Below are 23,236 nucleotides of genomic sequence, written 5' to 3' on the forward strand. Positions count from 1 at the left end.
ATTCACGACAGTAGTGGTTTTTAATATAACATTTTTTCTAGGAAATATTTCGATAGTTTATAAGATTGATGGGGCAAAACACTGGTTAGAATCATCCTGCTGGTACAGATCCTGTTCAATATTTTCCCAAGCAAAATAAGCAACTTACTGTTAAAGTTGCTAGAAACATACTATTTTTATTGCATAAATCTCGGTTGGGGCACAGTTTCCTCAAAACTTAGACTAATAATAGTAGTCCCGCCTCTCCCACTACCGTTATACCAATCAGAGAAATACCTGCCAAATCCTTCTCATGTTAAAATACTATTATATTATCTAGTAAAGGAATGAATCCCTATTAATCTCCCTGACAAGATAAAAAACCTGCCAGTAACTCCAGGCGTCTATCTGATGAAGGATTCCCAGGGCCAAGTTCTGTATGTGGGAAAAGCGAAGAATCTTAAGAATCGGGTTCAGTCTTATTTCCGGAACTCTGCGAACCATTTACCGAAGATTAAAAAGCTGGTTAAACACTTAAGGGATTTTGACTACATCCTGACAGATACCGAATTTGAGGCTTTTATGCTTGAATGCCAATTAATAAAAAGCATTAAACCGCTCTATAATCGAATGATGAAGAGTCCGCAGTCATTCATATATATATCGATTGATCTTACTGGCAATCACCGTAAGATTGATATTGCCTTTGATCCTATTGAAAAAGATGGCAAGGTTTATTTTGGCCCTTTTACAAGCCGGAGAAGAGTGGAAAGAGCTATCCGGGGGTTGAAAGAATGCTTTAAGCTGAATTGCAGCAATCCTAATGGAACAAACTCAGCCTGCCTGAATTATTCCTTAGGCTCATGCCTTGGCCGGTGTCTTGGAGGGCCTGCGGAACAACAGTACAATGACATTCTGGACAGGTTTATCAATTTTCTGAAAGGCACAGACATGAGTATCTTGGAAGACATGAATCAAATGATGCTGAGTGCCTCAGAAAATTTTGAGTTTGAAGCGGCGTCCGCCTATCGGGATCATATACAGGCCGTAAGCACCCTGCTGAAAAAAGAAAAGGTAATCGAATTTACGGAAGAAAATCATACCATCGCTGCGATTGAAAGATTATCAGATACAACATTGAAACTTTTCCTTATTAAAAGGACAGATATTCTGTTCAGCCAAAGCTATGCAGCAGTAAACAGCATGGAGGAAAAGATAAAAACGGACATTTTAGCTCATTTTAAAAATGATGAAACACAGGCTGCCGGAGAGATTAGCAGAGAAGAAATCGATGTTGCGCATATTATTTACCGTTATTTACACAGCGGCAGCTGCTCTTATTTCATCATTCAGGAAAGCTGGCTGGATTCTGAGAATCATGCCGCCCTGGATTCAGCATTAAAGAATTTACTGCATAACCAACACTTTGAGCCCCCTATTCATCATGAATAAGGGGCTTTTTCCATTCCAATTTAGCATGCTAATCATCCTGATCAGTTCACATACTCATTCGTGAACGCATCATCCACCCTGAAAAGAATGGTATATGGATGAATATCTTTAAAATAATACGCAGGCTCTCCCCTGTGTTCCGTTAAATCAATTATCTCAGGTATATCAAAATTCCGCAGCTTTACCCTGAGCCTTTCAATGGATTTGGTGAAGGTTCTCTTTTTCACCTCGCCATCACTTCCTGTTCTTCCGAAGAAATCCCGCATCGTGATTCTTGTACATGGATTCTCTCTGCTGGAGGACAGTATTAAATGTCTGATCATATTCGCCTCTGTTGGGGTAATGATGGGATCCTGCCCATTTAATAGGAGAATATTTTCCCGGTCATTAAAGTAGAGAACCAGCTCATCAGCTTCACTGTTTCCAAAGATGGTTTCGCACTCTTCCTTTGAGCAGGTTCCGGTTTTGTTTTTTGTGATTTTGTAGAAGGCATGGTTATGCAGGTAGGTTTCGTTGGCTGTTAAGGCTTCAGTTAACGGGGACAGCTCTGCTTTCGGGAGCTGATCCGGATATGGAAGTTTTCCCATCGTTTCATAGGTTTCGTTCGCAACATGCAGTCCGCTATTGGCTAAATACATATGAGCATGAAGTTCCTGCTGCTGATTAAGGCTGCAGCTTGGGTCACCGATCAGATGCTTGCTTAAGGCCTGCTGGAAATAGCGGACTGCAGAACCGTATTTGCCATGTTTATAGGCTAGACAGCCGAGACGGTAATAGGCTATTGGCAGTTTTCGCTCCAGTCTTACCGCCTTTAAGAGTGATTCCACCGCATCCCCGTCATCCTTGAAGTGATTCATTTTTAAGTAGGAGCCATATTTAATTAGAGTGGATACCAGCAGTCTTTTCGTTTGCTTAAAGGCGTCATCGTAGTATGGGCCATTATTTTTAGCCAGATTGGTAAGCTTTTTAAACATCGTTTCATAAAGGATCACCAGCTGCATGTAATAGCCGTAATCGCCTTTTTCGCCGTTTTCATGCATATGATGCTCCAGTTCCTCCAGCTCATCAAGGGTTAAGTCTTTTATCTTTAACGTTCTCATCATTACACCCCAATCTATTAAGAAACGTACCATTCAACACTTTCACTATATAGAAATCAGCCGCCAGTTTCGCGCGAATATTGTCGAATGAATTGTGAAGATTTTGTAACAGTTCTATGTCTTGCTTATCCAGACTGACAGGATGAGCTCCTTGAAAAACACGAACAGGTGTTTTATAATTTAGTTCAATGAACGGAGGGATTCTTTATGTACGTGACAGTCTCAGACTTTATTAAAGAGTGGAACAAAGAAGCACAGCTTACACAAAACGTTTTAGACGGATTAACAGATGATTCTTTAAAGCAGCAGGTTTACCCGGAAGGACGCACATTAGGAAGAATTGCGTGGCACTTAACAGCAAGTATTCCGGATTATTTAGCTCACTTCGGAGTAAAAGTGCCAACAACAGAAGATGAAGCAAATGTCCCCGCTTCGGCAAAAGAGATTGCGGGTACATTCAAAAAACTGAGTGAAGAAGCAGCACAGGCGATTCAACAGCAATGGACAGAGGACACATTGAGCCAGACACAGAACGCATTTGGACGAGAAGAAACCAATGCACAAATTTTAATGGGCTTAATTAAACACATTGTGCATCATAGGGGGCAATTGACCATTCTGATCCGCCAGGCAGGATTAAAGCCTTTTGGAGTTTATGGCCCGCCTAAAGAGGATTGGGTTCATTTAGGAGTGGACACTCCGCCGCTATAAAATGATCAAGTTCATCGAGCGATTTTCTTTGCATAATGAATCTTGTGGATATACATAGGAAGAAGTCTGCTTGAATAATCAGAACACTTGATGAATAGAATGTATTAGTATATTATTTAAATAAGAACACAACATAAAAATAAAGACTCGGGTGCTGTCACACCCAAGTCTTCATCTTAGCTACTCCGCAGTATAAGTTTGCGGTGGCTGAGGTCGCGATATGAAAATGACTAGTTCCACGACCCGACGGCCAAATCAGGGTGGGCTAGTCGTTTTTATTTTTGCCAGATTGTGCTGCGACAATAATAGTGACGACTAGAGTAGCGAAAGCAATCATAACATTTAGATCATCATTCGTTACGTACACGACAGCACCCCCTTCCTGACCTCGGGGGTAGCCACCGCTCCCATACCCTGCCTTGTAGCTATTCTATATTATACCATAATTGGAACTTATGTTCTAATAGTCCCAAATGACCAAAAATAGGTACAGTATGCGATAAAAAAACTGCACTGCTTAAAATGGATTGATGTGTTTCTTCCTTATTATCTTCATTATGATAACCCCCACACCGACTCCCGGTATTACACACAAAATGGGCAGCCAGATCGGCCCTAATAATACATCAAAGGGTTTAAAGGTAGAGGAATATATACACCCCACTGTTACAAAATAAGCACAACATACAAACGGTAGAAAAGAATAACTGTTCCTTCCTCCACCCGCATCCTTATAGGAATCCCACATCGCAAAGAAATACAAACAAGGATAAAACATCAGCCACAAATAATTGGTTTCCTCAATTGCCTTTTCAATATTCCCATGAAAACTTAAAATAATGACCCCGTTGAAATTCGCTTTTACATTAATAAGGAACTCTAATAATACAATAACCATTCCCTTTATTACTTTTCCATTTAAAAATTGCCCAAAGCCAGGCAGTGCAATACTCCATAATAGCCTTTCTACAGATGTTGCCATTCTATCTGAGCCCGTTACTCTGTATCTGATATGTTCACCTCCACTTCAAGTTAATACTCATGTATCAATTACCCGAAGATAACAGTTAATATTACTTAGCATCACACTTATTATTATGTAAGCACTCTTCACAAACTAAACTCCCTATGCAGCTAAACTCTGCGTTTTTTCGATTATCCAATGATTTTCTCTTCAATTTACTTACCTATCTAGGTTGAAAGTCTTGAGAATTGAAGGTTAATTTTGATTCCCATCGAATACATAACTGTAACCATCATTATGGATGGCAAGGGTATATACATAAATGCCGGAGCTCATTGCCCGGCCCTCTTCTATAAAATGTTAAATTAAATGTGAAAATTCGAAAGCATATCATTGCACATTAGGAGGATTAAACAAATGAAAGACTTACAAGCATGGAAAGACAAATATCCTTTACTAAACAAGCTCATATCGACAGAAGAGGTTTTTTGGATCAATCCTAATCTGGAAAAGTTTCAAACTGGAATTAAAAAATCTCCCCTTACTCTAGAAGATGTAAAAGATGCAGAGGAAAGGCTGCAACGTTTTGCACCCTTTATCTCTAAAGCTTTTCCTGAAACAAAAGAATCCAATGGTATTATTGAATCCCCTTTAGTAAGAATACCTTCAATGAAAAAATCCTTAGAACAGAATGATCAGCAGCCGATTTCAGGAGAATTATTATTAAAGTGCGATAGTCACCTTCCTATATCCGGATCTATTAAAGCAAGAGGCGGGATTTATGAAATTCTTAAGCATGCAGAACAATTTGCTATCGAACATCAATTGTTAACCATACAAGATGATTATTCGATTTTAGATAGTGATAAATTCCGTACCTTTTTCTCACAATACTCAATCGCAGTAGGCTCAACTGGAAACTTAGGACTTAGTATTGGCATCATAAGTGCAAAATTAGGTTTTAATGTTTCTGTTCATATGTCAGCTGATGCAAAACAGTGGAAAAAAGAGTTGCTCAGAAGCAAAAATGTCAAAGTGATTGAATATGAAGCGGATTATAGTAAAGCGGTAGAAGAAGGTCGATCCCAAGCAGATAGTGACCCAACATGTTATTTTGTAGATGATGAAAATTCCCACGACCTATTTCTAGGCTATGCAGTGGCTGCATCACGATTGAAGAAACAATTAGCAGAGCTAGGGATAAGAGTAGATAAAAATCACCCATTGTTTGTTTACCTTCCATGTGGCGTAGGCGGCGGTCCCGGAGGCGTAGCTTTCGGTTTAAAATTATTGTTCCAGGACGATATTCACTGTTTTTTTGCTGAACCTACCCACTCACCATGTATGCTGCTCGGCTTAATGACTGGTCTTCATGATAAAGTTTCTGTACAAGATATTGGCATTGATAATCTTACAGACGCTGACGGGCTTGCTGTAGGAAGGCCTTCGGGCTTTGTTGGTAAAACAATAGAGCCGTTTCTAGGTGGAAATTATACTGTTAGTGATGAACTGCTGTATAAATTATTAAAGGAACTGTCTGATACTGAGGGTATCCAGTTAGAACCTTCTGCACTAGCAGGGCTGATTGGACCAAGTAAATTATTTAATGAAGGCAGAGATTATTTAAAGAGGAATGGTTTGACGGAAGCACTTAATAAGGGGACACATATTGTTTGGGCGACTGGCGGCAGCATGGTTCCTGAAGAAATGATGGCACAATATTATCAAAAAGGCTTGGAAGTAGCATCGGAGAAATAAAAGGAATATAGACATTAGAATCCGAAACTGCCTGATAGCCAATGGGACATAAACAAGTAATAACCGGCATATAATGATTGTAACTGGGAGAACCTTAAACCTCTCCTCAGTCCTGGTGAATTCCAGCCAGAGGGCGACAACAGGTGAATCTTGGTGCGTGGGTGGGCGAGTTGCTAATGATCCACCCTTTTTTTGATCTCTTAACCTTTGTGAAACTTTTTGGAATCAGAAGAATATATACATAGATAGAAAAGGAAATCCGTAAGGTGCACGGATCTCCTTTTAAATTAATAACTTAAATTTAACGCATAAAAAGCTGGATCAACAGCGCTTGTTGGAATAATAGCTAAAGCTGCCATATACTCTGTAAATGCTGGAATTCCAGTAATTTAATAGCCCTGATTCATCCCTTTACAGTTACAATCACGCCATCCATATTGTTCCCTGAAATCTCATAATGTTGATCCTCCGGTACATTAATCGTACCTGTTTGGGATATCGGGTAATAAGTAATATTGTATGTCTCTCCATCAATTTCAGCAGAGATTTGCTTTTCTTCTTTTACATACTCTAAGTATTCTTCTAAAACAAGATTCTTTTCCTTCATAATTGCACTATGAGGGAGGCCGACATAGCGGATATGCCAAGGTTCATATTGTATTCCTGTTATGTCTGTCTTGTCCTTCGGATAACGCAGGATGAACCCGTATTTCCATGCGTTTTCTTCAATCCACTTGCCTTCAGGTGCATGGGCCATCTTCGTTTGCGTGGAGCCTACATCAAGCGATAACCCTACATTATGCTCGCTATATCCAGCTGGCAGGGCATAATCAGAACCCATCTCCTGATACAGCATACTTTGCTCGTCAAACCCTCGAAAGCCGCTGGTAATGGAGAAATTCCGGATCCCTTCTTTTTTGGCCGCAGCGATCATCTTAGAGAATTCCTGTTCCACAGCCTCGGACAAAAGAGTGTCTCTGTTTAACACAGTGTAGTCCCTTATCCCTCCATAGCCCTCGGACAGATTGATGATATCTGATTTCACACTTTGCGGGTGAACCGGATATTGATCATTCACCAAAAGCAGATTTCCTTGATAGATTTGTTCTTCATCTATTTCCTTCTTATAATCATTAACAGAGCTGCTATCCTCTATTTCATTTTGGATCTTTACATCTGGTTCAAAAAATGTGTCCAGGTTAACGAATGTTAATCCTATGAAAACTACTAGTAAAAAACCCCACATCTTCATTTTACAGCTTCCTCCTTATTCTTCCTTAATTAAAGAATAGGAAAAACTATTTAAATAAAGAGTAGGGTAATGTTTAAATTTTTCTTAAATCCCAGCTAACCTTCATTACTAGGTTCACTTTCTAACGGCAGCCGCACTTCAAAAATAGTCCGAATGACGCTGCTCTCTGCGGTAATCGTACCATTATGCTGCTCTACAATATTTTTCGCGATAAACAATCCCAGACCAGTGCTGTCTTCCTGATGGGTACGTGCTTTGTCACCGGTATAAAACATATCAAATAGATGCGGAAGCTCATCTGGAGGAATAGTATCTCCATAATTCACCACTTGAACGGCCACTTCATCCCCTTCAATGGTTCCGTTAATATCGACATACTGTCCATCATACCCATATCGGATGGCATTCGTTAGAAGATTTTCAAATACACGAGCGATCAGTTCTCCATCAGCCAAAATAGGCAGATGAGGGATGCAATCAATACGGGCAGTCAAATGATTCTTTTTGAAAGCAGGGTACAATTCTTCCTTCAATTGATTAAGCAGGTCCGTTAAATTAAACCTCTTTTTTTCAACTGGGAGCATGCCATAATTCATTCTCGTAATTTCAAATAATTCATCAATCAATTTATCCAAACGCTGCGATTTTGTAAAGGCTATCGTCAAGAAGTGCCTGGCTTGTTCCTCACTCAAGGTCCCATCCTTCAGGATTAAATCCAGATATCCCAACACAGAAGTCAGCGGTGTCCGCAAATCATGAGCCAGATTTACGACCAGCTGATCCTTGCTGCTTTCCGAAAAGTCTCCTCTTTCTACTGCTTGTTTAAGCTTTTCACTTGCCAAGTTGATATCACGGGCAATATCCCCAAATTCATCATTGGACTGTATGGGAACATGATGCGAAAAGTCTCCCCTGGAGAGATGATGGATCCCGGTTGAAATTTCGTTAAAATAACGGGAATACCGCTTTGTCAGCAGGTAAAAGAATAGGAACGAAAGCGGGATAAACAGCAGCAAAAAGACGTTAATGTCGCCAATTTGTGCTATCAATAGACGATAGTATTGCAGCCTGTCCCCATACTGGACATTCTCGTGATAATAAAATTGCAATGATTTAAAAATGATAAACGTGATTAATCCGGAAAAAACCATACTTAAACTAAATAGCAGAACCATCTTCGACCGAAAGCTGCTCATCAGTTTACCCATTGAACGAATACCCGACTCCCCACACGGTTTTGATCCATTTGTGGTTATGTCTGTCCTCTTCAAGCTTTTTCCTGAGCGTCCGAATATGCACCATCACCGTATTGCCGTTTTCAAAGTAGGCTTCTCCCCACACCTGCTGAAAAATATTTTCCACACTGAACACCTTCTTTGGATGACTGGCAAGCAAATATAAAATATCGAACTCTTTCGGCGTAAGTTCAATGGTTTCACCATATAGGTTTACTGTGCGCTGATCAGGGGTGATCATCAACCCGCCATATTCAAGCCAATTTTTAGGGTCGGCTTTCGGCTGATTCAGCTGTTTAAAACGCCGCAGCTGCGCATTTACACGGGCAACCAATTCGATCGGGGCGAAAGGCTTTGTCATATAATCATCCGCTCCAATGACCAGCCCCTGTACTTTATCAAAATCAGATGTTTTAGCACTCAGAAAGATAATGGGCATATTATGCTGCCCGCGAATGCGGCGCGTTACCTCGTACCCGTCCATCTTCGGCATCATAATATCCAAAATCAGCAAATCAACCGGTTGTGTCTCGACGACCCGAACCGCTTCCTCGCCATCGGAAACCTTAATCACATGATAGCCTTCTTTTTCTAAATGGATGGCAACCAGATCCGCAATATCCTCCTCATCATCCGCAATTAGAATCGATATATCTCTCATCTTTCCACTCCTAAAAAAAATGATCATCCTGCTAGTAAATCATGACCTATTCATTTTCTATTATTTCCGGTTTTTTTTCAAAGAAATAATCACAAGGTGATAGCAATAGTTTTCTTCTAAGGAGTACAGAATGATTTTATCAATCAAAATAAAAAGTGCCTATCTTTTTCAAGATAGACACTCATAAGTGAATCCTTTTGACTGATTACTCAACAACATTTGTAACTACTTCAATATTCCCCTCAGTTGCTCTCGCATAAGGGCAAACCTTGTGAGCTTCTGCAACGATTTCTTCTGCCACGCTGGTTTCAACACCTTTTATGGTGACATCCATAGTAATGGCAAGAACAAAGCCATCGTCCGCATCCTTTCCAAGCGTAGCTTTTGAATCAATCGTAATGCCGTCAGCTTTAATTTTCTTTTTCCTCATCACTGTGCCCATGGCTCCCTCGAAGCAAGCAGCAAAGCCTGCAGCGAACAGCTGCTCCGGATTGGTTCCTTTTCCATCCCCTCCTAACTCCTTAGGATACCCCAGGTCTACATTCAGATTATTATCATCAGAGACCGCTTTTCCTTCCCTGCCGCCTTGAACATTAACATTAGCTGTGTACACATTCTTTTCAATCTTCAGCAATTTGACAACTCCCCTTAACGTGATAGATTGCACCTGGTACTAACTTATAGTAACCATAGACTGTTCCAATCTATTCCCCGTTAAAGGGTCATTAAACAAAGAATAGAACATCAGACTTAATTAACTCCGGACATCATTCTTCTATTCTTAATGCAACGGTTGAAAAAAAGCGTTATAAGCTTTTCGCGGGTTCTCGAACCACTCTGCTGCTTCGTCTGCAATCTTTTGATTTTCTGCGCCTGCTAATAAGGTTTGAATAACATGTTGAGGCAGTGCCTGAGTCATTGCATTGGTCCATGCTGTTACTTCTTTTACAAATGGTTTTGTACGTGTCCAATATGCCTCCCCGAGCCCGATGTCCCATTTAGAATTTTTATATTGAATTAATGTTTCGTATAATTGTTCAGCACAGTAAGAAGACAGATTACAGCCTTGGCCAGTAATCGGATCATTTAGAAAAACACTATCTCCACAGCCGACTGCCAGTTTATTTTTTATTGTTGCATAAGGTTTTCTAATTACAGGATTTATTGCAACCTTAAGGAAGGCATTCTCATCGGAAAGTGCAAAGCGATCCTGATCGATGCGGTCATGGATATCTTTGAAGTATTTTTTTGTGACATGCCTCATTTGATTTGTAAATTCTTTTTCATGCTTAATTTCTTTAAATACATCTAACTCCCTGTCTGGAATGGCCATAATGAACAATATCGTAACTGGCCCATGTTCTGTGATTGCAGGAATCTCAAACATTTCACCTATTTCAGGCAGGACTGTTACGCTTACACCAGAAGGCTCAACAGGTTTTACTCCATTAAAATAACCAACGATACATTTTCGCTGAGGCACTTGGAAAGGAGAAAGCTCCTCTTCAATAGGAAAGGGAAAGATAGGGCCCGATTTTCCTGTACAATCAACGATTAAATCAAATTCATCTGCCAAATTTTCGGCCTGATCTTTATTAACTCTTAGAAGCCGAGTAGATACACCCTTGTTTTCAAGATCTTCCAAGCAATGGGAGAAGTAAAGTCGCTGGTCAACAGATAATGCTGGCTCTTTTAGCTTTCCAGCAAATAACTTATGATCACCTATCGTCATATGGATACTATTAATAAGCGTTTTTTCATCCCACTTTGGCATGTTAAAACGGTTTTCCCGGGTTCTTGTTGGACCAAAGTGCACTTGTGTAGACGTAATTCGTCCATGATGAATCTTTTCCGAAGAGTTTGAGTGAATAATCGTTACATCAAATTCATCTTTAAGAGAATAAGCCAGTTGCAACCCTGCTGTACCACTGCCTAAAATACATATTTTCCTGCTCATGATTCTCTCCCCTTTGTCATATAATATCCGTCCGACAGGCATAAAATTTCTTAATTTTCCAACTTTTACAGTCTAAATAAAACATACAGTGTTGTAAATGCGTCAATTTATTTAATTTACTGTTATTATTTCTAAGAAATAGGGTGAAATTAAAGGTGGAATATGATGATGGGGCTATGGCTTAGACAAAAAAACGGAAAAGGCCTATAACACCTTTTCCATTTTTTTATGAATATAGTTTGGGACTTTGATAACCCGCCTGTCCTGTTCAGGGGTTCAATTCTCCCAGCAGATAAGAAATAATATCTTTATTCTTGCATTGCAGAGAATCTGGAATATCTTCGCGAATTGATTTCAATGCAAAATAATGGGTGTTCTCATTGTCTTGAAATAGGTTATATTGCAAAATATTCTTTTCACTTGCAACAGCATTTACGATCTGTTCAAAGAATTCTCCATAAGCTATTAGATCCTGTGAAGCTAAGTGAAAAATGCCCTTTAGTTTATTTTCAATGATGTACCGGAACTGTCTTGCTAACACGACATCCAAAAGATTGCTGCATATTAAATTACTATACACATCAATCATTTTGTCTTGTTTTATGCTTTCTCTAATTAAGTTCAATCTTGGAGAATCCTTCCCCCATATCGCGGGGATTCGGATAATGATCAATCCCTCACCTAAAACTTTGTTTAGCATATTCTCACATTCAATTTTGAATTTCCCATAATCTGTTTCGGAAATCGGTATATCCATTTCAGTATGCGGTTTTGAAAAGTCACCATCAAAAACATTTGTGGTAGACAAGAAATACAAACTGCTGCCGAGACTCCTTAACTCCATAGCCAATTCTTTATGAAACTGGAGCTGGTGATCGAAATCCCCTCTTATGCAAGAAATCACTGCGTCAGGCTTAATTGATCGTATAATTTGTCTCATCTTATCGATTTGCTGCACTTCCAATTGGAATTGCTTACTTTCGGGAAGGCTTGTAGATGAAGAAGAATAGGTTCCATATAGGTCAAATCCCTCTTTAAATTCATCAGCTAAGGATCTGCCTACTAGACCGCTTGCACCAAGGATTAGAACCTTTTCCATTGTCATTTCCCCTTTATCAGACCCTTTTTTATCATAAGCTAGACATTTTGAACTGTTAGCGGCGGAGTAATTTCATTTCGAAAACAGTTTCCATTCCCCTTCGGAGACAATTTCGATCTCTCCGTCGATCACCTTGATGGCGGTGTGATCGTCAATTGCATAGGCCGGCCCCTTCATCTCAGCGGCCCATTTCTCCGCATTAGCCATCGTGTTATATGGCAGCATCTTGTGATCCAAATGCGGGAACATGGCAAAATCGACAAGTCCGAGCGTTTCATCACCACCGTTGGGTGGATCCCAGCCAACGAAGAAGTCTCCGATGTTAGGTGCCATCACCATGCTCCCGGCACTCATACCCACATAAACTGAGTTCAGTGACGGCAAGAGGTCTGCGAGTCCTGACTTCCTCATCCAATGGCAAAGGTAGAGGGCATCTCCGCCCGACACCAGCAGAGCGTCTGTCTCCCGGACCAGCGGCACCCATCGGTCTTCTCCGATGCTTGGCAGCGCTGTGAGTTCCAATACGCCGACAGACTTCCAGTCCAGGGCGACCATCGGATTCTCTTCTTTCCCGCTAATAAACTCCCAGGCTTTGACACCAGGACCGACCCCTGGATGTCCGTACATCGCGGTGGGAATGCACAGTGCGTTGGATTCGGCGATTGGCTTGCCCAGCATATCAACCAGCGCGTCATGTATGCTTTTGTTATTGATGCCTGCAGATGTAAGCAGTAATTTCATCATCACAACTCCTTGTCGTTACAAGCTACAACTTTTTTAAATCAGGTAATTCCTTTTTAACCTTAAAATAAAATATCTTTTGGAATGAAAAACTTTATTTAGTATTACTACTTCTTCAGTCGTTGTTTAAATTCCTTGTCTAAAATAGCGTCCCGTTAGTTGGATATGAAAAACTGCCGCCGTAGTGGGATTTTACTAACAAGTTGCTCTCTAAAAAAAGTGTGCAAATAGTTCTTGTTCAAAAACTGTGACTGTATATTTATATAAAAAGAGCTGTACAATCTATAGCTCGTAGGTTATTGTATCCTGGTCAAAAGGTGATGTGATAACATCTCTTGTTGCATTGAATATCACTGTTATTATTTTTAAAAACACCGATCACTGTAACACTCTTAAAAGAAGTTCTTACGTTGTAGGAGTATGTGTTGCTGCAAGATTTAAAGATTCCTATCAACTAAGAAGTGAAATAAAAGATTATTATGCTGCAATCAATGGGTCCAAGTATTTTACTAACAAAATCACTTTAAGAATACTATACAATCTATAACCAATTTAACGGAAAACAAAGCACTGTGTAGATAGGGCAACTTGTCTCTGCATCAGGACTGGAAAGCCTGCAGGTTACCAAGTAATGTTGTTTCAAGATATTATAAATTTGTATAATTCAACTAATTGTATATAAACTGCTGTATTATAGGGGTTCTAGCGTGAGAAATATTAAACTTGGGACAATACTATCATTAATCATCTTAGATACTGAAGCACAAGCTCTAATACTTGTTAATCAGTGGAATCCCTTTAAATCTGATAAAGGATACCTTTTTATAGGTGAAAATGCCAAAAAACAAAAAATAACGATATTTGTCGATCCTACTACTGGTAAACTTATTGAAATTAATTAATACTTTTACAAAGGATTCTTTGGGATATAACGGAATAAATATTTATGGAAATTGGCATTTTCTCTATCCCCCGCAGATAACCTTAATAAAAAATGACGTGCACAAATTCACACGTCAACTTAACCGGAACTTTTATTTATTTTTATGACAAATTTTCTGCCGCCTCATACTAAGCTGCTCTACCCGCTTCCCTGTTCTTCCTACCCTTTCTCCCGTTTCTCAAGGTCAATCTTTTAATAACACCTGCCAAACCGGAAGGGAACCCTAGGAGCACCACGATATACAGAATCCCTAGGATGATCGTCCAACGTTCAAAGATTGGATAGGTCATCGCAAGCTCTGAAAGATAATGTCTCAAAAACTCGATGATCCCTGCACCTGCTATGGCACCTGCGAGTGTTCCGAGTCCCCCAATCATCGTCATTAAGAGTGCATCCAGAGTCACTTCAATTGAAAAGACATTGGTATTAATGAACCGGAGTGATATGGCATACAGGGCTCCGCTGAAAGAAGCAGCAACACCGGCCGTTACACTGGCAATGAGTTTATAGTGCAGAGTTTTATAACCCAGGGCTTCTGCCCGATCTTCATTCTGGGAAATGGCTTTTAGCACCCTGCCTGTGGACAATTCTGTAATGAGCTTCAAGAGGATAAAAACAATGGCCATACTTATAAGAGTAATATAATAGAAGGAAGTACGGTCTTTAAATATGTCGGGCACACTGAAGGTAAAACCGTCTCCCCCATGTGTCAGCCCCCTCCATTTCTCTGCCAGTACAAGAAAAAGCTGCGATACGGCCAGAGTCAGCATCGCATAAAAGTGGCTCTTCAGCCTTAGTGACAGCAAACCAATTAAATAGCTTACCAATGCCGATAGAAAGATGCCTATCAGCAATCCTATTAAGAAGTTTGGCATTGTGGCATCCAGCTTATTGAAAATAATGGCCGTGCTGTATGCACCGATTCCAAAGAACATACAATGCCCGAATGATACAATGCCGGTATAGCCTAACAAAATATCAAAGCTCATCGCAAAAATAGCAAAGATAAAGATTTGTGTAAGCAGAATCAGCGTGCTCCTGGTGTCATTGACAAAGGGGAACATCAGCATAAACAAAAGAATGGCAAGCCCCCAATACAGCGGCACTTTAGAGAAGACCCCTCTCATATGGCACCTCCCTTTTCTCCGAGCAGCCCTGTCGGTTTCACCAATAAAACGATGGCCAATAGAAGCATGTTCAATGCCAGGGACAAATCAGGCATATAATATGCCATAAACGCTCCTGCAACCCCTACGATCAGGGAAGCCAGTGCCGATCCCTGCAGGCTGCCCATCCCGCCGATAATGACAACAATGAAAGCCAGTATGGCATATTGCATGCCCATTTCCGCAAAGACCACTCCGGAATATGGTGCCAATAGCGCGCCGCCTACTGCAGCCAATCCGGCACCGAGTAAAAATACGAATGTAAAAAGTCCCTTTACATTGATTCCGAGCGCCTGAACCATTTCTTTGTCCAGCACTCCAGCCCTAATCATAAGTCCAATCTGTGTACGGCTCAGCAAAAGCCATAATGCCAGATACAGCAGCAGTCCAACGGCAATCACAAACAAACGGTATTTTATAATAATGATGCCATCAAACTGGTAGCTTCCTTCGAGCCACCCTGGAAGGTTTACCCGTATCGGATTCGGTCCCCAGAGGATTTTAATACTTTCAGATAGGACCAGCATCCCGCCCAATGTGATCAGCAGCTGCCGGACATGATTCCCGTAGACAGGGCGGATCAGGAATCTCTCCAGTACCCAGCCCAGGACTATACCGACTGCTGCAGCACCAGCTATGGCCAAGAAAAAACTGTTTGTCTCTTTAAAGATCCATGCACCTGAAAAAGCACCCCACACGAATAATCCTCCATGGGCAAAGTTCAGGACACTCATCAGCCCAAAGATTAAGGTCAGTCCGGCAGCCAGAAGGAATATCAGCAGCCCGGTTGAAACTCCATTGACTAATAAATTAATAAAGACTTCCATCTCCAGCCCCCTTCGCTTCTTAGGCTATGCCCAAGTATTTTTGGCAGGTTTCTTTGTCTTCCTTTAAATCCTGCATCCAGCCATCATGGACAATTTTTCCGTCATCCATAATGTAAAAATAATCGCCAATTTCACTTGCCATCAGGAAGTTCTGCTCTACAAGCAGAATCGTCGTTTTTTCCTTCATTTTCAGAATCGATTCCATGAGTTTTTCAACCATGATCGGCGATAGTCCTTTGCTTGGTTCATCGATCAGGAGCAGTCCATCTCCATTGATATACGCCCTTGCAATTGCAAGCATCTGTTTTTGGCCGCCGGACAGCAAACCGCTTTTCTTGTTCCAGAACTTCTTTAAATCCGGAAAGAGGTCCATCATCCACTCCATTTTTTCCTCTGTCTCACCGCTACTCTTTGCCCTGGCCAGATTCAAGGTTTCTTCTACTGTCAGGGCGCTGAACATCCCCTGATTCTCCGGCACATAGCCGATTCCTTTTCGGGAGATCAGGTGGGTAGCAATTCCGCTGATTTTCTGATCGCGATAATGAATGGAGCCTGAGGTGGCTGGATTGAAGCCCATGATGGTGCGCAAAGTTGTCGTTTTGCCTGCCCCATTTCTCCCAAAAAGAACGGTAATGCTTCCCTTTTCCACCGACATGGAAACCCCCTGAAGAATATGATATTGACCTAGGTAGGTTTCGAGATTATCCAGTTTTAATAGACTCACGGTGCAAGCCTCCTAAATATGCCGTCTGAACTCTATTATCCTTAATAATTTCCTTCGGATTACCGCTTGCCAGGAGCTCTCCATTAAAGAGAACTACCAGGGTATCAGACAGATGCATAACCATCTCCATTTTGTGTTCGATTAAGACAATCGTGTACATGCCTTCTCTCTTTATATTTTCAATTACCTCCAGAATGGCAGGGATCTCTTCAACCGATATGCCTGCTGTTGGTTCATCAAGCAGAAGCAATTCTGTTTTTAGAGCCAGCAGCATGGCCAGCTCCAGTTTTCGTTTTTCCCCATGTGCCAGATCCTTTGCCAGGACCTCTTCCTTGCCGCTCAGCATACATCCTTCAATAGCCGCTTTTGCTTCATCCTGCTGGTGATTCATGTTTGTAAGACTTGGTAAAATAGAGTAGTAATCTTTGCTTGATGATTGGATAGCAAGCCTGATATTTTCGAGCACGGTCAATTCCGGAAAGATATTGGTAAGCTGGAAGGAGCGGCCGATGCCTCTTCTTGCCCGCAGAGGTACCGATAGCTTCGTTATATTGGAGCCCTTAAAATAAATTTCTCCCTTTGTTGGGGCAATCTGGCCGCTCAGCAAGTTGAAAAGTGTCGTCTTGCCTGCCCCATTGGGACCGATAATCGAAGTCAGTTTCCCCCGCTCTATTTCCAGGTTCACATCCTTGATGACATCATGCTCGCCAAAGGAAACAGACAGGCTTTTGGTTTCCAGAATATGTGCCAAATTGGCGTTCCCTCCCTCTGAATGTTTATCGGCCATTACGAATTGGCGGCTCTGTTTCTTCCATATTCAATTCCCTGATCAGCACCGGTACCGGATGATCTATGTCATCCTGTTCTTCCAGGGTTACGGCATACAGGGACTGCAATGCCTGATGATCCTCAGCCCGGAATTTCATGGTTCCTTTTGGTGTCTCAAACTCCATGTTTTCCATTGCGTTAATCAAGCCGTCCACATCCTTATCACCCTCTGTTTTCTTCAGTGCCTCTACAATGGAGATGGCAGCTGTCATGCCGCCTGCAGTAAACAGGTCAGGAACCTCCCCGTCGAACTTCTTTTTATGCTCTTCTACCAGCCAATCATTCACTTCATTATCAGGAAGAGTATGATAGTAAATGGAAAAGCCGCTCATGCCAATCAAAGAATCCATCGTTTTTAAGGATGCAATATCCTGTGCTGCAGTGGATATCTTAATTCCCTGCTCCTCCAGCTGCATATCTTTTAACTGTTTCCATGGTGCATTGGAGCCTGCCCAGACGATATAAAGGTAATCCGGCTTTTCATTGATAATGCTTTGAATATTCGCTGTGAAATCAGTCGAATTTGGGTCAGCATACTGTTCATTCACAACAGTGGCACCAAGCTTTTCGGCACCTTCCTTAAATGCAACAATTCCTTCCCGGCCATACGCATTATCCTGTGCGAAGGTTGCGATTTTCACATCCTTTTCCGCAATTGCAGCTGCACCGGCTACAGCATCCTGTGACGAATTTCTTCCTGTTCTGAAGATATACTTGTTCCAGTTTTGGCCGGTGATGCTGTCAGCAACAGCAGGCTCCACCACCATGATCTTTTCGTATTCCTCAGCAAGCGGCAATACGGCCAGTGTGTCACCGGAGCTTGATGAACCCACTAAGAAATCAACTTCATCCTCTTCCAGCAGCTTGGTTGCTTTTCTTACCGCTACATCAGGCTTTGTTTCCGTATCTTCCACCACGAATTCAATTTTTTTGCCTCCTACTTCATTGGACCCTTCTGTTGCATAATCGAGCCCCAGTTCAAATCCGGCAACTGTTTGCTTCCCATAAGTCTCGAGAGGACCGGTTAAAGAGGCAAGCACCCCTACTTTAATGATTTCTTCCTCTGAACTAGCTGTGTCTCCGGAACAACCGGAAGTAATAATAAGAGTAAGCGCAGTTCCAAGCATGAATAGCGATTTAATTAGGTTTACATTGAATTTCATAGCCTTTCCCCCTAAATTGATATTCTTTCGGCCATGTAAATCTCGCTGACTTTCCAGTTACTTTTTTAATTGCCCATCCATTCCACAACCGTCGCAGCCCACGTATAACCGGTTCCTGCACTGACCGCAACCGCAATATCTCCGGGAGTTAACAGGCCACGTTCCTGCGCAAAGTGCAGTCCAATGCACGGATCGAGTGAAGACATGTGCCCATGGTGATCTAAGTAAATGGCTTTTTCTTCTGGAAGTTCGAGTAATTGTAAGAGTTCTTTGAACATGGAACGTTTCGTATGCAGTGGCAAAAGGAGTTTGATATCTTGAGGAGTATAACCGCTTCTATGGAGTGCTTCGCGAACTACATGATCGAAATTCGCAATTGATACAGGATCCAGTCTTTCTTTCATGGATTGCGGGTCCTTCACATCAATAAAATGAAGGTTTTGTTCAATTGTTTCATGGCTGGCAAAATGTTTGGATCCTCCTGCAAGTGCTCGGACATCATCATGAAATGAGCCGTCTGTCAGGATGGCACTTTCTAGTATTTCATTCCGTGTGGCATCCCGGGTGACCAGTGCAGCGGTTCCGCCGTCTGCAAAATTGAACATAAAACGTGAGCGCGGATTCGCATAATCGATAATTTGTGATTCTTTGCATCCCCCGACAAGCAGGATGTTTTGAATGGAACGGTCTGAGACTAGCATGTCTTTGGCGACCTTCAGCGCAATCGGAAAACAGGAGCTGACATTCATAATTTCAAAGGCATAAGCATTTTTCGCCCCTAATTCATGCTGTATTTTCGGAGCACAGGACCAGACATAATAATCTTTATGGGGACTGCCAAAATAAATCACAACATCGATGGACAGCGGATTCATCCCTTCGATTGCCTGCCTTCCCGCTGCAATAGCCAAGTCAGAGGCATGCATAGAGTCATCAGCCACATGCTTCTGGATTAAACCGAACTTTTCAATAATCACTTGCTCCGGTATTCCCGTTTTTACAGCCAGGTCGGCTGCTGATTCGATTCCAGGGGGGAAAAATACTCCTGTTGATTTAATGCCGATTCCCATCAAATTACCCCTCCTTCCTCAGGCACCATCATCTTGGCCGTGCCTGTCAGCACTTTTATTCCATCCTGATTGAAGCACTCTGTCAAAAGCGTCAGTATTCGCCTTTCAATGTCAATATCCTGAACTGTTCCTTGTGCGGTAATTGTATCGCCAATGAAAACAGGCGCTTTAAACCGGATGGTCTGTTCCACATAAATCGATCCCTTTCCGGGAAGATGCACACCCAGAAGCTGAGATAATAGACTGGATGTTAAGAGACCATGTGCTATGCGCTTTTTAAATCTCGTTTTTTTAGCGTATTCTCCGTCTATGTGAACTGGATTGAAATCCCCGCTCAGCCCTGCGAACATTACAAAATCTGTTTCTGTAATCGTTTTGCTGCAGGAGGCCTGCTGGCCGACACTATAACTGATCATCTTTTCACCCTCTTACTAATAGTTTTGTTTTCTGTATTTTTCCGGTGGCATTCTTAGGGAGCTCCTTTAAGAATGTAACCTTCTTTGGAATTTTATATTTTGCAAGATTCCCAAGACAGTGCTGGAGAACATCCCCTTCCGATAAAGCGCTTCCAATTTCTTTTACTATAAACGCTTCAGGCACCTCGCCCCAGAGTGGGTCAGCATTTCCCACGACGGCGACCTCGATAACATCCTTCAATTGACTGATCACTTGCTCCACTTCAAGCGGATAAATATTTTCCCCTCCGGAAATGATCATTTCTTTCTTCCTGCCTACAATGTAAAGAAAGCCTTCTTCGTCCGTTTTTGCTAAATCCCCTGTCAGGAGCCACCCGTCCTTCAGGGCAAAGGCAGTCGCATCTGGACGGTTCCAATATTCCTTCATGATATTCGGTCCTCTTACTGCCAGCTCGCCAACTTCTCCTTCTGCGGCTTCTTTCCAATTAGAATCTATCAGCTTATATTCGGAAAATAACACCGGCTTTCCAATCGATCCTCTTTTCCGTGGTGCATCTTCTTTTGTGAGCATAAAGAGAGTTGGGGACGTCTCTGTCATTCCAAAGCCCTGCCCAAATAGAAATCCTCTATCAAAATAGGCATCTATCAATTCACGCGGGCATGGGGCTCCTCCATTATAGAACCAGCGGACTGTGCTGAGATCAGCTGTTTTGAATGATGGGTTTGTCAGCAGTGCCTGATGGATGGTCGGAACTCCCATCACAATGGAAACCCTGTGCTTTTCAATCATACTGAGAGCTTTTTCGGGCTCAAACTTCCCCGGGATGACAATCGTTCCGCCTGAAAATAAGGAAGGAAAAGCAAACAGCCCGATTCCCCCAATGTGAAACAGAGGAAGTAGTACGATACAGCGATCCTCGGATGTCAAATCAATCGCAAGGCGATTATTCACCGCATTCCAAAACATATTGCTCTGTGTTAGCACGGCCCCTTTCGGTTTGCCGGTCGTCCCTGAGGTGTAGCAAATAATATAAGCTGCTTCCTCGTCAATTGGGTTTTCATTAATAAAGCATGATTGTGAAAGCTCTCCTAAATCCTCCATAAACCCGACACTCTCAAGCCCGCTTTGGTTGACAAGGGAAGCTGCAAACTCGGCATTCTCTTTTTCGGCAAAAATCAGCTTTGAACCGCTGTCATTGAGCTGATAGACCAATTCCTTTGCACTTAGACGAATATTGAGCGGGACGGCCACGCACTCTATCTTTGCTATGGCAAATAGCAGGACAATGTATTCGATGCGGTTGTGTGACAAAATGGCGATGCGTTCGCCCTTTCTTCCCTGCAGCTTTTCATGAATATTCACCGCAGCTGAATCAATCATTTTATTCAGCTGCCTGTAGGTCACTTCTTCGTTTTCTGTAATAATTGCTGTTCGATCTGGATGTGTAAATGCCCATTTTTGTATCCAATAGGCAATCCCTTTCATCGAACTCCCCCTCCTTACTTTTTTAGACCCTGGAAGATAAGAGTCATCGCTGCATCAAAGGCTTCTTCAGGAACCTCTTTCTTTTCCCAATACACCCATCTCATACCGAGGAACTGACCGATCGACATTAAACAGTAAGCCACTGTCTCCTGGTCCAGATCCTTAAACTCACCAGCTTCAACCCCTTGAGACAGACTCTTTAAAAAACCATTGGCGAGCTTACCGTAATACCACCGGAACAGCTCCTGATCCACTACTACTGCCTGCTGGACAATGCTGTACAAATTCGGATGGTTTTTGACCCAGCTGAAGAATGCGAAAAAGCCATTTCGCTGTGCTTCCTCAAATGAGGAGCTCCCTGCCATTCCTTCTTTAATTGCACTGCGCAGATCGCGGCTGTAGCTGCGGATCAGTTCATCATATATATCTTTCTTTGAAGGAAAATAATTATAGAAAGTTCCCTGGGCGACTTTCGCTTCCTGTGAAATATTGACTATGGAAGCTTCAAAATAGCCTTTCTGCCCAAAGATCTCCTCAGCTGCTTTTAATAATTTTTCACGCGTTTCAATTCCTCTTGGGGTTAGTGCTTTTTCCTCAATTCCATTTTTAATTGACACCTGAATCACCTCTCAACTTTATTATAATTAATATTCTTAAAATTACAACAATAATTTTCATTAATATTTATAGACAAAATAAATCTAGTAAAAAATCAGCAACAAAACCCCCGCCCAGACTAAAGTGGCGGGGGTAGGTAATATTAACCTAATCAATTAATCGTTTCTTGTAATTTTCCCAATCAGATCAACTTCTAATGCAAACCATATAGTCCCATCATCACAGGATGTAATGCCATGAGGTTCAGCGTTAGCAGTTTCAATTGAGAATTCCTCAATCAGCCCATTGGCTGTAAGCCTTCCAATCTTATTAGCTCCCCATTCAGTAAACCATATTTCACTTCCTCTCCCTGCTGTGATGGCATGCGGCCTGGCGTTAGATGTAGGAATTTCGTATTCTGTTATTTCTCCTGTTTCAGTAATACGGCCAATTTTATTGCCGTTAATCTCTACAAACCAAAGTGCTCCATCGTTTCCTTTTGCAATTCCGACCGGCCCGGAAGCAGGAGTGGGAATGGCAAACTCCGTCACTTCCCCATTTTCCGTAATTCTTCCAATGGCATTATTTTGGTTTTCAGTGAACCATAGCGCACCATCAGAGCCAAGTGTGATAAACGATGGGTACGAACCTTCAGTAGGGAGATCATGTTCTTGTATAGATCCATCATCCTTAATCCGCCCAATGCGATTTCCGTTTAATTCAGTAAACCAGATATCACCATTTCTCCCTTCCGTAATCCCATACGGTGCTGAATCTGGCTGGGGCAAGGGATATTCCTGGATAGTCCCTTCCTTCGTAATCCTACCAATATTGTTTGCCCCATTCTCGGTAAACCAGACCTCATCTTTTGAAGACACCATTACACACATGACCTTTGCATCCAGTGTCGGCACTGGGTATTTAGTTATTTCTCCATCCAATCCGATGCAGCTGATCATATTGGCTTTATGCTGTGTAAACCAGACATCGCCCTTTTCTGAAGCAGCGATTCCATATGGGGCAGTATTTGTACGATCAAGTATGATCTCCTGTAATATAAATTCCATCATTTTACCTCCGAATCACAAAAAATTCCCTAAACAAAAG

Annotated in this window: 23 protein-coding genes; 4 read left to right on the top strand and 19 right to left on the bottom strand. The window is 41.9% G+C overall.

Annotated features, from left to right (window positions below; translation table 11 throughout):
* The first annotated feature begins 390 nt into the window (after positions 1 to 390).
* Complete coding sequence (locus M3205_RS03055; RefSeq protein ID WP_251168576.1) at positions 391 to 1,431, top strand: UvrB/UvrC motif-containing protein; 1,041 nt, start codon at positions 391 to 393, stop codon at positions 1,429 to 1,431.
* A 41-nt stretch (positions 1,432 to 1,472) separates the two neighbouring features.
* Here M3205_RS03055 and M3205_RS03060 read toward each other — a convergent pair whose 3' ends face one another.
* On the bottom strand, positions 1,473 to 2,564 hold the full coding sequence (locus M3205_RS03060) for a tetratricopeptide repeat protein (RefSeq protein WP_251168577.1): 1,092 nt from the start codon (positions 2,562 to 2,564) through the stop codon (positions 1,473 to 1,475).
* A gap of 174 nt (positions 2,565 to 2,738) precedes the next feature.
* Between M3205_RS03060 and M3205_RS03065 the strand changes: the two genes are divergently transcribed.
* Positions 2,739 to 3,242, top strand: a complete 504-nt coding sequence (locus M3205_RS03065) for a DinB family protein (protein ID WP_251168578.1) — start codon at positions 2,739 to 2,741, stop codon at positions 3,240 to 3,242.
* A 517-nt stretch (positions 3,243 to 3,759) separates the two neighbouring features.
* On the opposite strand, the gene M3205_RS03070 is transcribed toward M3205_RS03065, so the two are convergent.
* Entirely contained in the window at positions 3,760 to 4,224 is a 465-nt protein-coding gene (locus M3205_RS03070; protein WP_251168579.1) for a hypothetical protein, read from the bottom strand.
* 399 nt (positions 4,225 to 4,623) lie between these two features.
* On the opposite strand from M3205_RS03070, the gene M3205_RS03075 reads away from it, so the two are divergent.
* The gene (locus tag M3205_RS03075; RefSeq protein WP_251168580.1) at positions 4,624 to 5,964 is read left to right on the top strand and encodes a D-serine ammonia-lyase; all 1,341 of its coding nucleotides are present in this window, start codon (positions 4,624 to 4,626) and stop codon (positions 5,962 to 5,964) included.
* A 403-nt stretch (positions 5,965 to 6,367) separates the two neighbouring features.
* Here the strand turns inward: M3205_RS03075 and vanY are convergent, their stop codons facing one another.
* From vanY to M3205_RS03110, 7 genes are all read right to left on the bottom strand, one after another.
* Positions 6,368 to 7,216 (bottom strand): VanY-A/VanY-F/VanY-M family D-Ala-D-Ala carboxypeptidase, encoded by an 849-nt coding sequence (vanY, locus tag M3205_RS03080; protein WP_251168581.1) that lies wholly within the window; start codon positions 7,214 to 7,216, stop codon positions 6,368 to 6,370.
* Positions 7,217 to 7,311: 95 nt separating this feature from the next.
* Complete coding sequence (locus tag M3205_RS03085) at positions 7,312 to 8,424, bottom strand: sensor histidine kinase (RefSeq protein ID WP_251168582.1); 1,113 nt, start codon at positions 8,422 to 8,424, stop codon at positions 7,312 to 7,314.
* Positions 8,417 to 9,112 (bottom strand): vancomycin resistance response regulator transcription factor, VanR-F/VanR-M family, encoded by a 696-nt coding sequence (gene vanR / locus M3205_RS03090; RefSeq protein WP_251168583.1) that lies wholly within the window; start codon positions 9,110 to 9,112, stop codon positions 8,417 to 8,419. The genes M3205_RS03085 and vanR overlap by 8 nt, the downstream gene beginning before the upstream one ends.
* A 205-nt stretch (positions 9,113 to 9,317) precedes the next feature.
* Positions 9,318 to 9,746 (bottom strand): organic hydroperoxide resistance protein, encoded by a 429-nt coding sequence (locus tag M3205_RS03095; RefSeq protein ID WP_251168584.1) that lies wholly within the window; start codon positions 9,744 to 9,746, stop codon positions 9,318 to 9,320.
* Positions 9,747 to 9,893: 147 nt separating this feature from the next.
* Complete coding sequence (locus tag M3205_RS03100) at positions 9,894 to 11,069, bottom strand: styrene monooxygenase/indole monooxygenase family protein (RefSeq protein WP_251168585.1); 1,176 nt, start codon at positions 11,067 to 11,069, stop codon at positions 9,894 to 9,896.
* A 268-nt stretch (positions 11,070 to 11,337) separates the two neighbouring features.
* Positions 11,338 to 12,168 carry a sugar nucleotide-binding protein gene (locus tag M3205_RS03105; RefSeq protein ID WP_251168586.1) on the bottom strand — a complete coding sequence of 277 codons (831 nt, stop codon included), beginning with the start codon at positions 12,166 to 12,168 and terminating at the stop codon, positions 11,338 to 11,340.
* 72 nt (positions 12,169 to 12,240) lie between these two features.
* A complete protein-coding gene (locus tag M3205_RS03110) occupies positions 12,241 to 12,909 on the bottom strand; it encodes a Type 1 glutamine amidotransferase-like domain-containing protein (protein WP_251168629.1) in 669 nt (222 codons plus the stop codon).
* A 707-nt stretch (positions 12,910 to 13,616) separates the two neighbouring features.
* Here M3205_RS03110 and M3205_RS03115 point away from each other — a divergent pair.
* A complete protein-coding gene (locus tag M3205_RS03115) occupies positions 13,617 to 13,811 on the top strand; it encodes a hypothetical protein (RefSeq protein ID WP_251168587.1) in 195 nt (64 codons plus the stop codon).
* Between the two features lie 169 nt (positions 13,812 to 13,980).
* On the opposite strand, the gene M3205_RS03120 is transcribed toward M3205_RS03115, so the two are convergent.
* The 10 genes from M3205_RS03120 to M3205_RS03165 all read right to left on the bottom strand — a co-directional run bounded on the left by M3205_RS03120 (position 13,981) and on the right by M3205_RS03165 (position 23,196).
* Entirely contained in the window at positions 13,981 to 14,934 is a 954-nt protein-coding gene (locus tag M3205_RS03120) for a branched-chain amino acid ABC transporter permease (RefSeq protein WP_251168630.1), read from the bottom strand.
* A 41-nt stretch (positions 14,935 to 14,975) separates the two neighbouring features.
* Positions 14,976 to 15,845: a branched-chain amino acid ABC transporter permease gene (locus M3205_RS03125; RefSeq protein WP_251168588.1), complete on the bottom strand. Its 870-nt coding sequence runs from the start codon at positions 15,843 to 15,845 to the stop codon at positions 14,976 to 14,978.
* A 19-nt stretch (positions 15,846 to 15,864) separates the two neighbouring features.
* Positions 15,865 to 16,569 carry an ABC transporter ATP-binding protein gene (locus M3205_RS03130; protein ID WP_251168589.1) on the bottom strand — a complete coding sequence of 235 codons (705 nt, stop codon included), beginning with the start codon at positions 16,567 to 16,569 and terminating at the stop codon, positions 15,865 to 15,867.
* Positions 16,547 to 17,320: an ABC transporter ATP-binding protein gene (locus tag M3205_RS03135; protein WP_251168590.1), complete on the bottom strand. Its 774-nt coding sequence runs from the start codon at positions 17,318 to 17,320 to the stop codon at positions 16,547 to 16,549. The genes M3205_RS03130 and M3205_RS03135 overlap by 23 nt, the downstream gene beginning before the upstream one ends.
* A 25-nt stretch (positions 17,321 to 17,345) precedes the next feature.
* Positions 17,346 to 18,524: a substrate-binding domain-containing protein gene (locus M3205_RS03140; RefSeq protein WP_396105062.1), complete on the bottom strand. Its 1,179-nt coding sequence runs from the start codon at positions 18,522 to 18,524 to the stop codon at positions 17,346 to 17,348.
* Positions 18,525 to 18,625: 101 nt separating this feature from the next.
* The gene (locus M3205_RS03145) at positions 18,626 to 19,630 is read right to left on the bottom strand and encodes a 3-oxoacyl-ACP synthase (RefSeq protein WP_251168592.1); all 1,005 of its coding nucleotides are present in this window, start codon (positions 19,628 to 19,630) and stop codon (positions 18,626 to 18,628) included.
* Entirely contained in the window at positions 19,630 to 20,046 is a 417-nt protein-coding gene (locus tag M3205_RS03150) for a MaoC family dehydratase (RefSeq protein ID WP_251168593.1), read from the bottom strand. The genes M3205_RS03145 and M3205_RS03150 overlap by 1 nt, the downstream gene beginning before the upstream one ends.
* A gap of 4 nt (positions 20,047 to 20,050) precedes the next feature.
* On the bottom strand, positions 20,051 to 21,532 hold the full coding sequence (locus M3205_RS03155) for an o-succinylbenzoate--CoA ligase (RefSeq protein ID WP_251168594.1): 1,482 nt from the start codon (positions 21,530 to 21,532) through the stop codon (positions 20,051 to 20,053).
* A gap of 14 nt (positions 21,533 to 21,546) precedes the next feature.
* Complete coding sequence (locus M3205_RS03160) at positions 21,547 to 22,131, bottom strand: TetR/AcrR family transcriptional regulator (protein ID WP_396105064.1); 585 nt, start codon at positions 22,129 to 22,131, stop codon at positions 21,547 to 21,549.
* 174 nt (positions 22,132 to 22,305) lie between these two features.
* A complete protein-coding gene (locus tag M3205_RS03165) occupies positions 22,306 to 23,196 on the bottom strand; it encodes a Vgb family protein (RefSeq protein ID WP_251168631.1) in 891 nt (296 codons plus the stop codon).
* Positions 23,197 to 23,236: the final 40 nt, after the last annotated feature.

Origin of the sequence: Cytobacillus firmus, from assembly GCF_023715565.1 — a bacterium.
GTDB lineage: Bacteria > Bacillota > Bacilli > Bacillales > Cytobacillaceae > Cytobacillus > Cytobacillus firmus_C.

Bases quoted from the DNA above. Each gene is read 5' to 3' on its own strand.
- M3205_RS03105 (WP_251168586.1), bottom strand. From the start codon at position 12,168: ATGGAAAAGGTTCTAATCCTTGGTGCAAGCGGTCTAGTAGGCAGATCC.
- vanY (WP_251168581.1), bottom strand. From the start codon at position 7,216: ATGAAGATGTGGGGTTTTTTACTAGTAGTTTTCATAGGATTAACATTC.
- M3205_RS03060 (WP_251168577.1), bottom strand. From the start codon at position 2,564: ATGGTACGTTTCTTAATAGATTGGGGTGTAATGATGAGAACGTTAAAG.
- M3205_RS03155 (WP_251168594.1), bottom strand. From the start codon at position 21,532: ATGAAAGGGATTGCCTATTGGATACAAAAATGGGCATTTACACATCCA.
- vanR (WP_251168583.1), bottom strand. From the start codon at position 9,112: ATGAGAGATATATCGATTCTAATTGCGGATGATGAGGAGGATATTGCG.
- M3205_RS03165 (WP_251168631.1), bottom strand. From the start codon at position 23,196: ATGGAATTTATATTACAGGAGATCATACTTGATCGTACAAATACTGCC.
- M3205_RS03055 (WP_251168576.1), top strand. From the start codon at position 391: ATGAAGGATTCCCAGGGCCAAGTTCTGTATGTGGGAAAAGCGAAGAAT.
- M3205_RS03100 (WP_251168585.1), bottom strand. From the start codon at position 11,069: ATGAGCAGGAAAATATGTATTTTAGGCAGTGGTACAGCAGGGTTGCAA.
- M3205_RS03085 (WP_251168582.1), bottom strand. From the start codon at position 8,424: ATGGGTAAACTGATGAGCAGCTTTCGGTCGAAGATGGTTCTGCTATTT.
- M3205_RS03075 (WP_251168580.1), top strand. From the start codon at position 4,624: ATGAAAGACTTACAAGCATGGAAAGACAAATATCCTTTACTAAACAAG.
- M3205_RS03145 (WP_251168592.1), bottom strand. From the start codon at position 19,630: ATGGGAATCGGCATTAAATCAACAGGAGTATTTTTCCCCCCTGGAATC.
- M3205_RS03065 (WP_251168578.1), top strand. From the start codon at position 2,739: ATGTACGTGACAGTCTCAGACTTTATTAAAGAGTGGAACAAAGAAGCA.
- M3205_RS03125 (WP_251168588.1), bottom strand. From the start codon at position 15,845: ATGGAAGTCTTTATTAATTTATTAGTCAATGGAGTTTCAACCGGGCTG.
- M3205_RS03150 (WP_251168593.1), bottom strand. From the start codon at position 20,046: ATGATCAGTTATAGTGTCGGCCAGCAGGCCTCCTGCAGCAAAACGATT.
- M3205_RS03140 (WP_396105062.1), bottom strand. From the start codon at position 18,524: ATGCTTGGAACTGCGCTTACTCTTATTATTACTTCCGGTTGTTCCGGA.
- M3205_RS03110 (WP_251168629.1), bottom strand. From the start codon at position 12,909: ATGAAATTACTGCTTACATCTGCAGGCATCAATAACAAAAGCATACAT.
- M3205_RS03070 (WP_251168579.1), bottom strand. From the start codon at position 4,224: ATGGCAACATCTGTAGAAAGGCTATTATGGAGTATTGCACTGCCTGGC.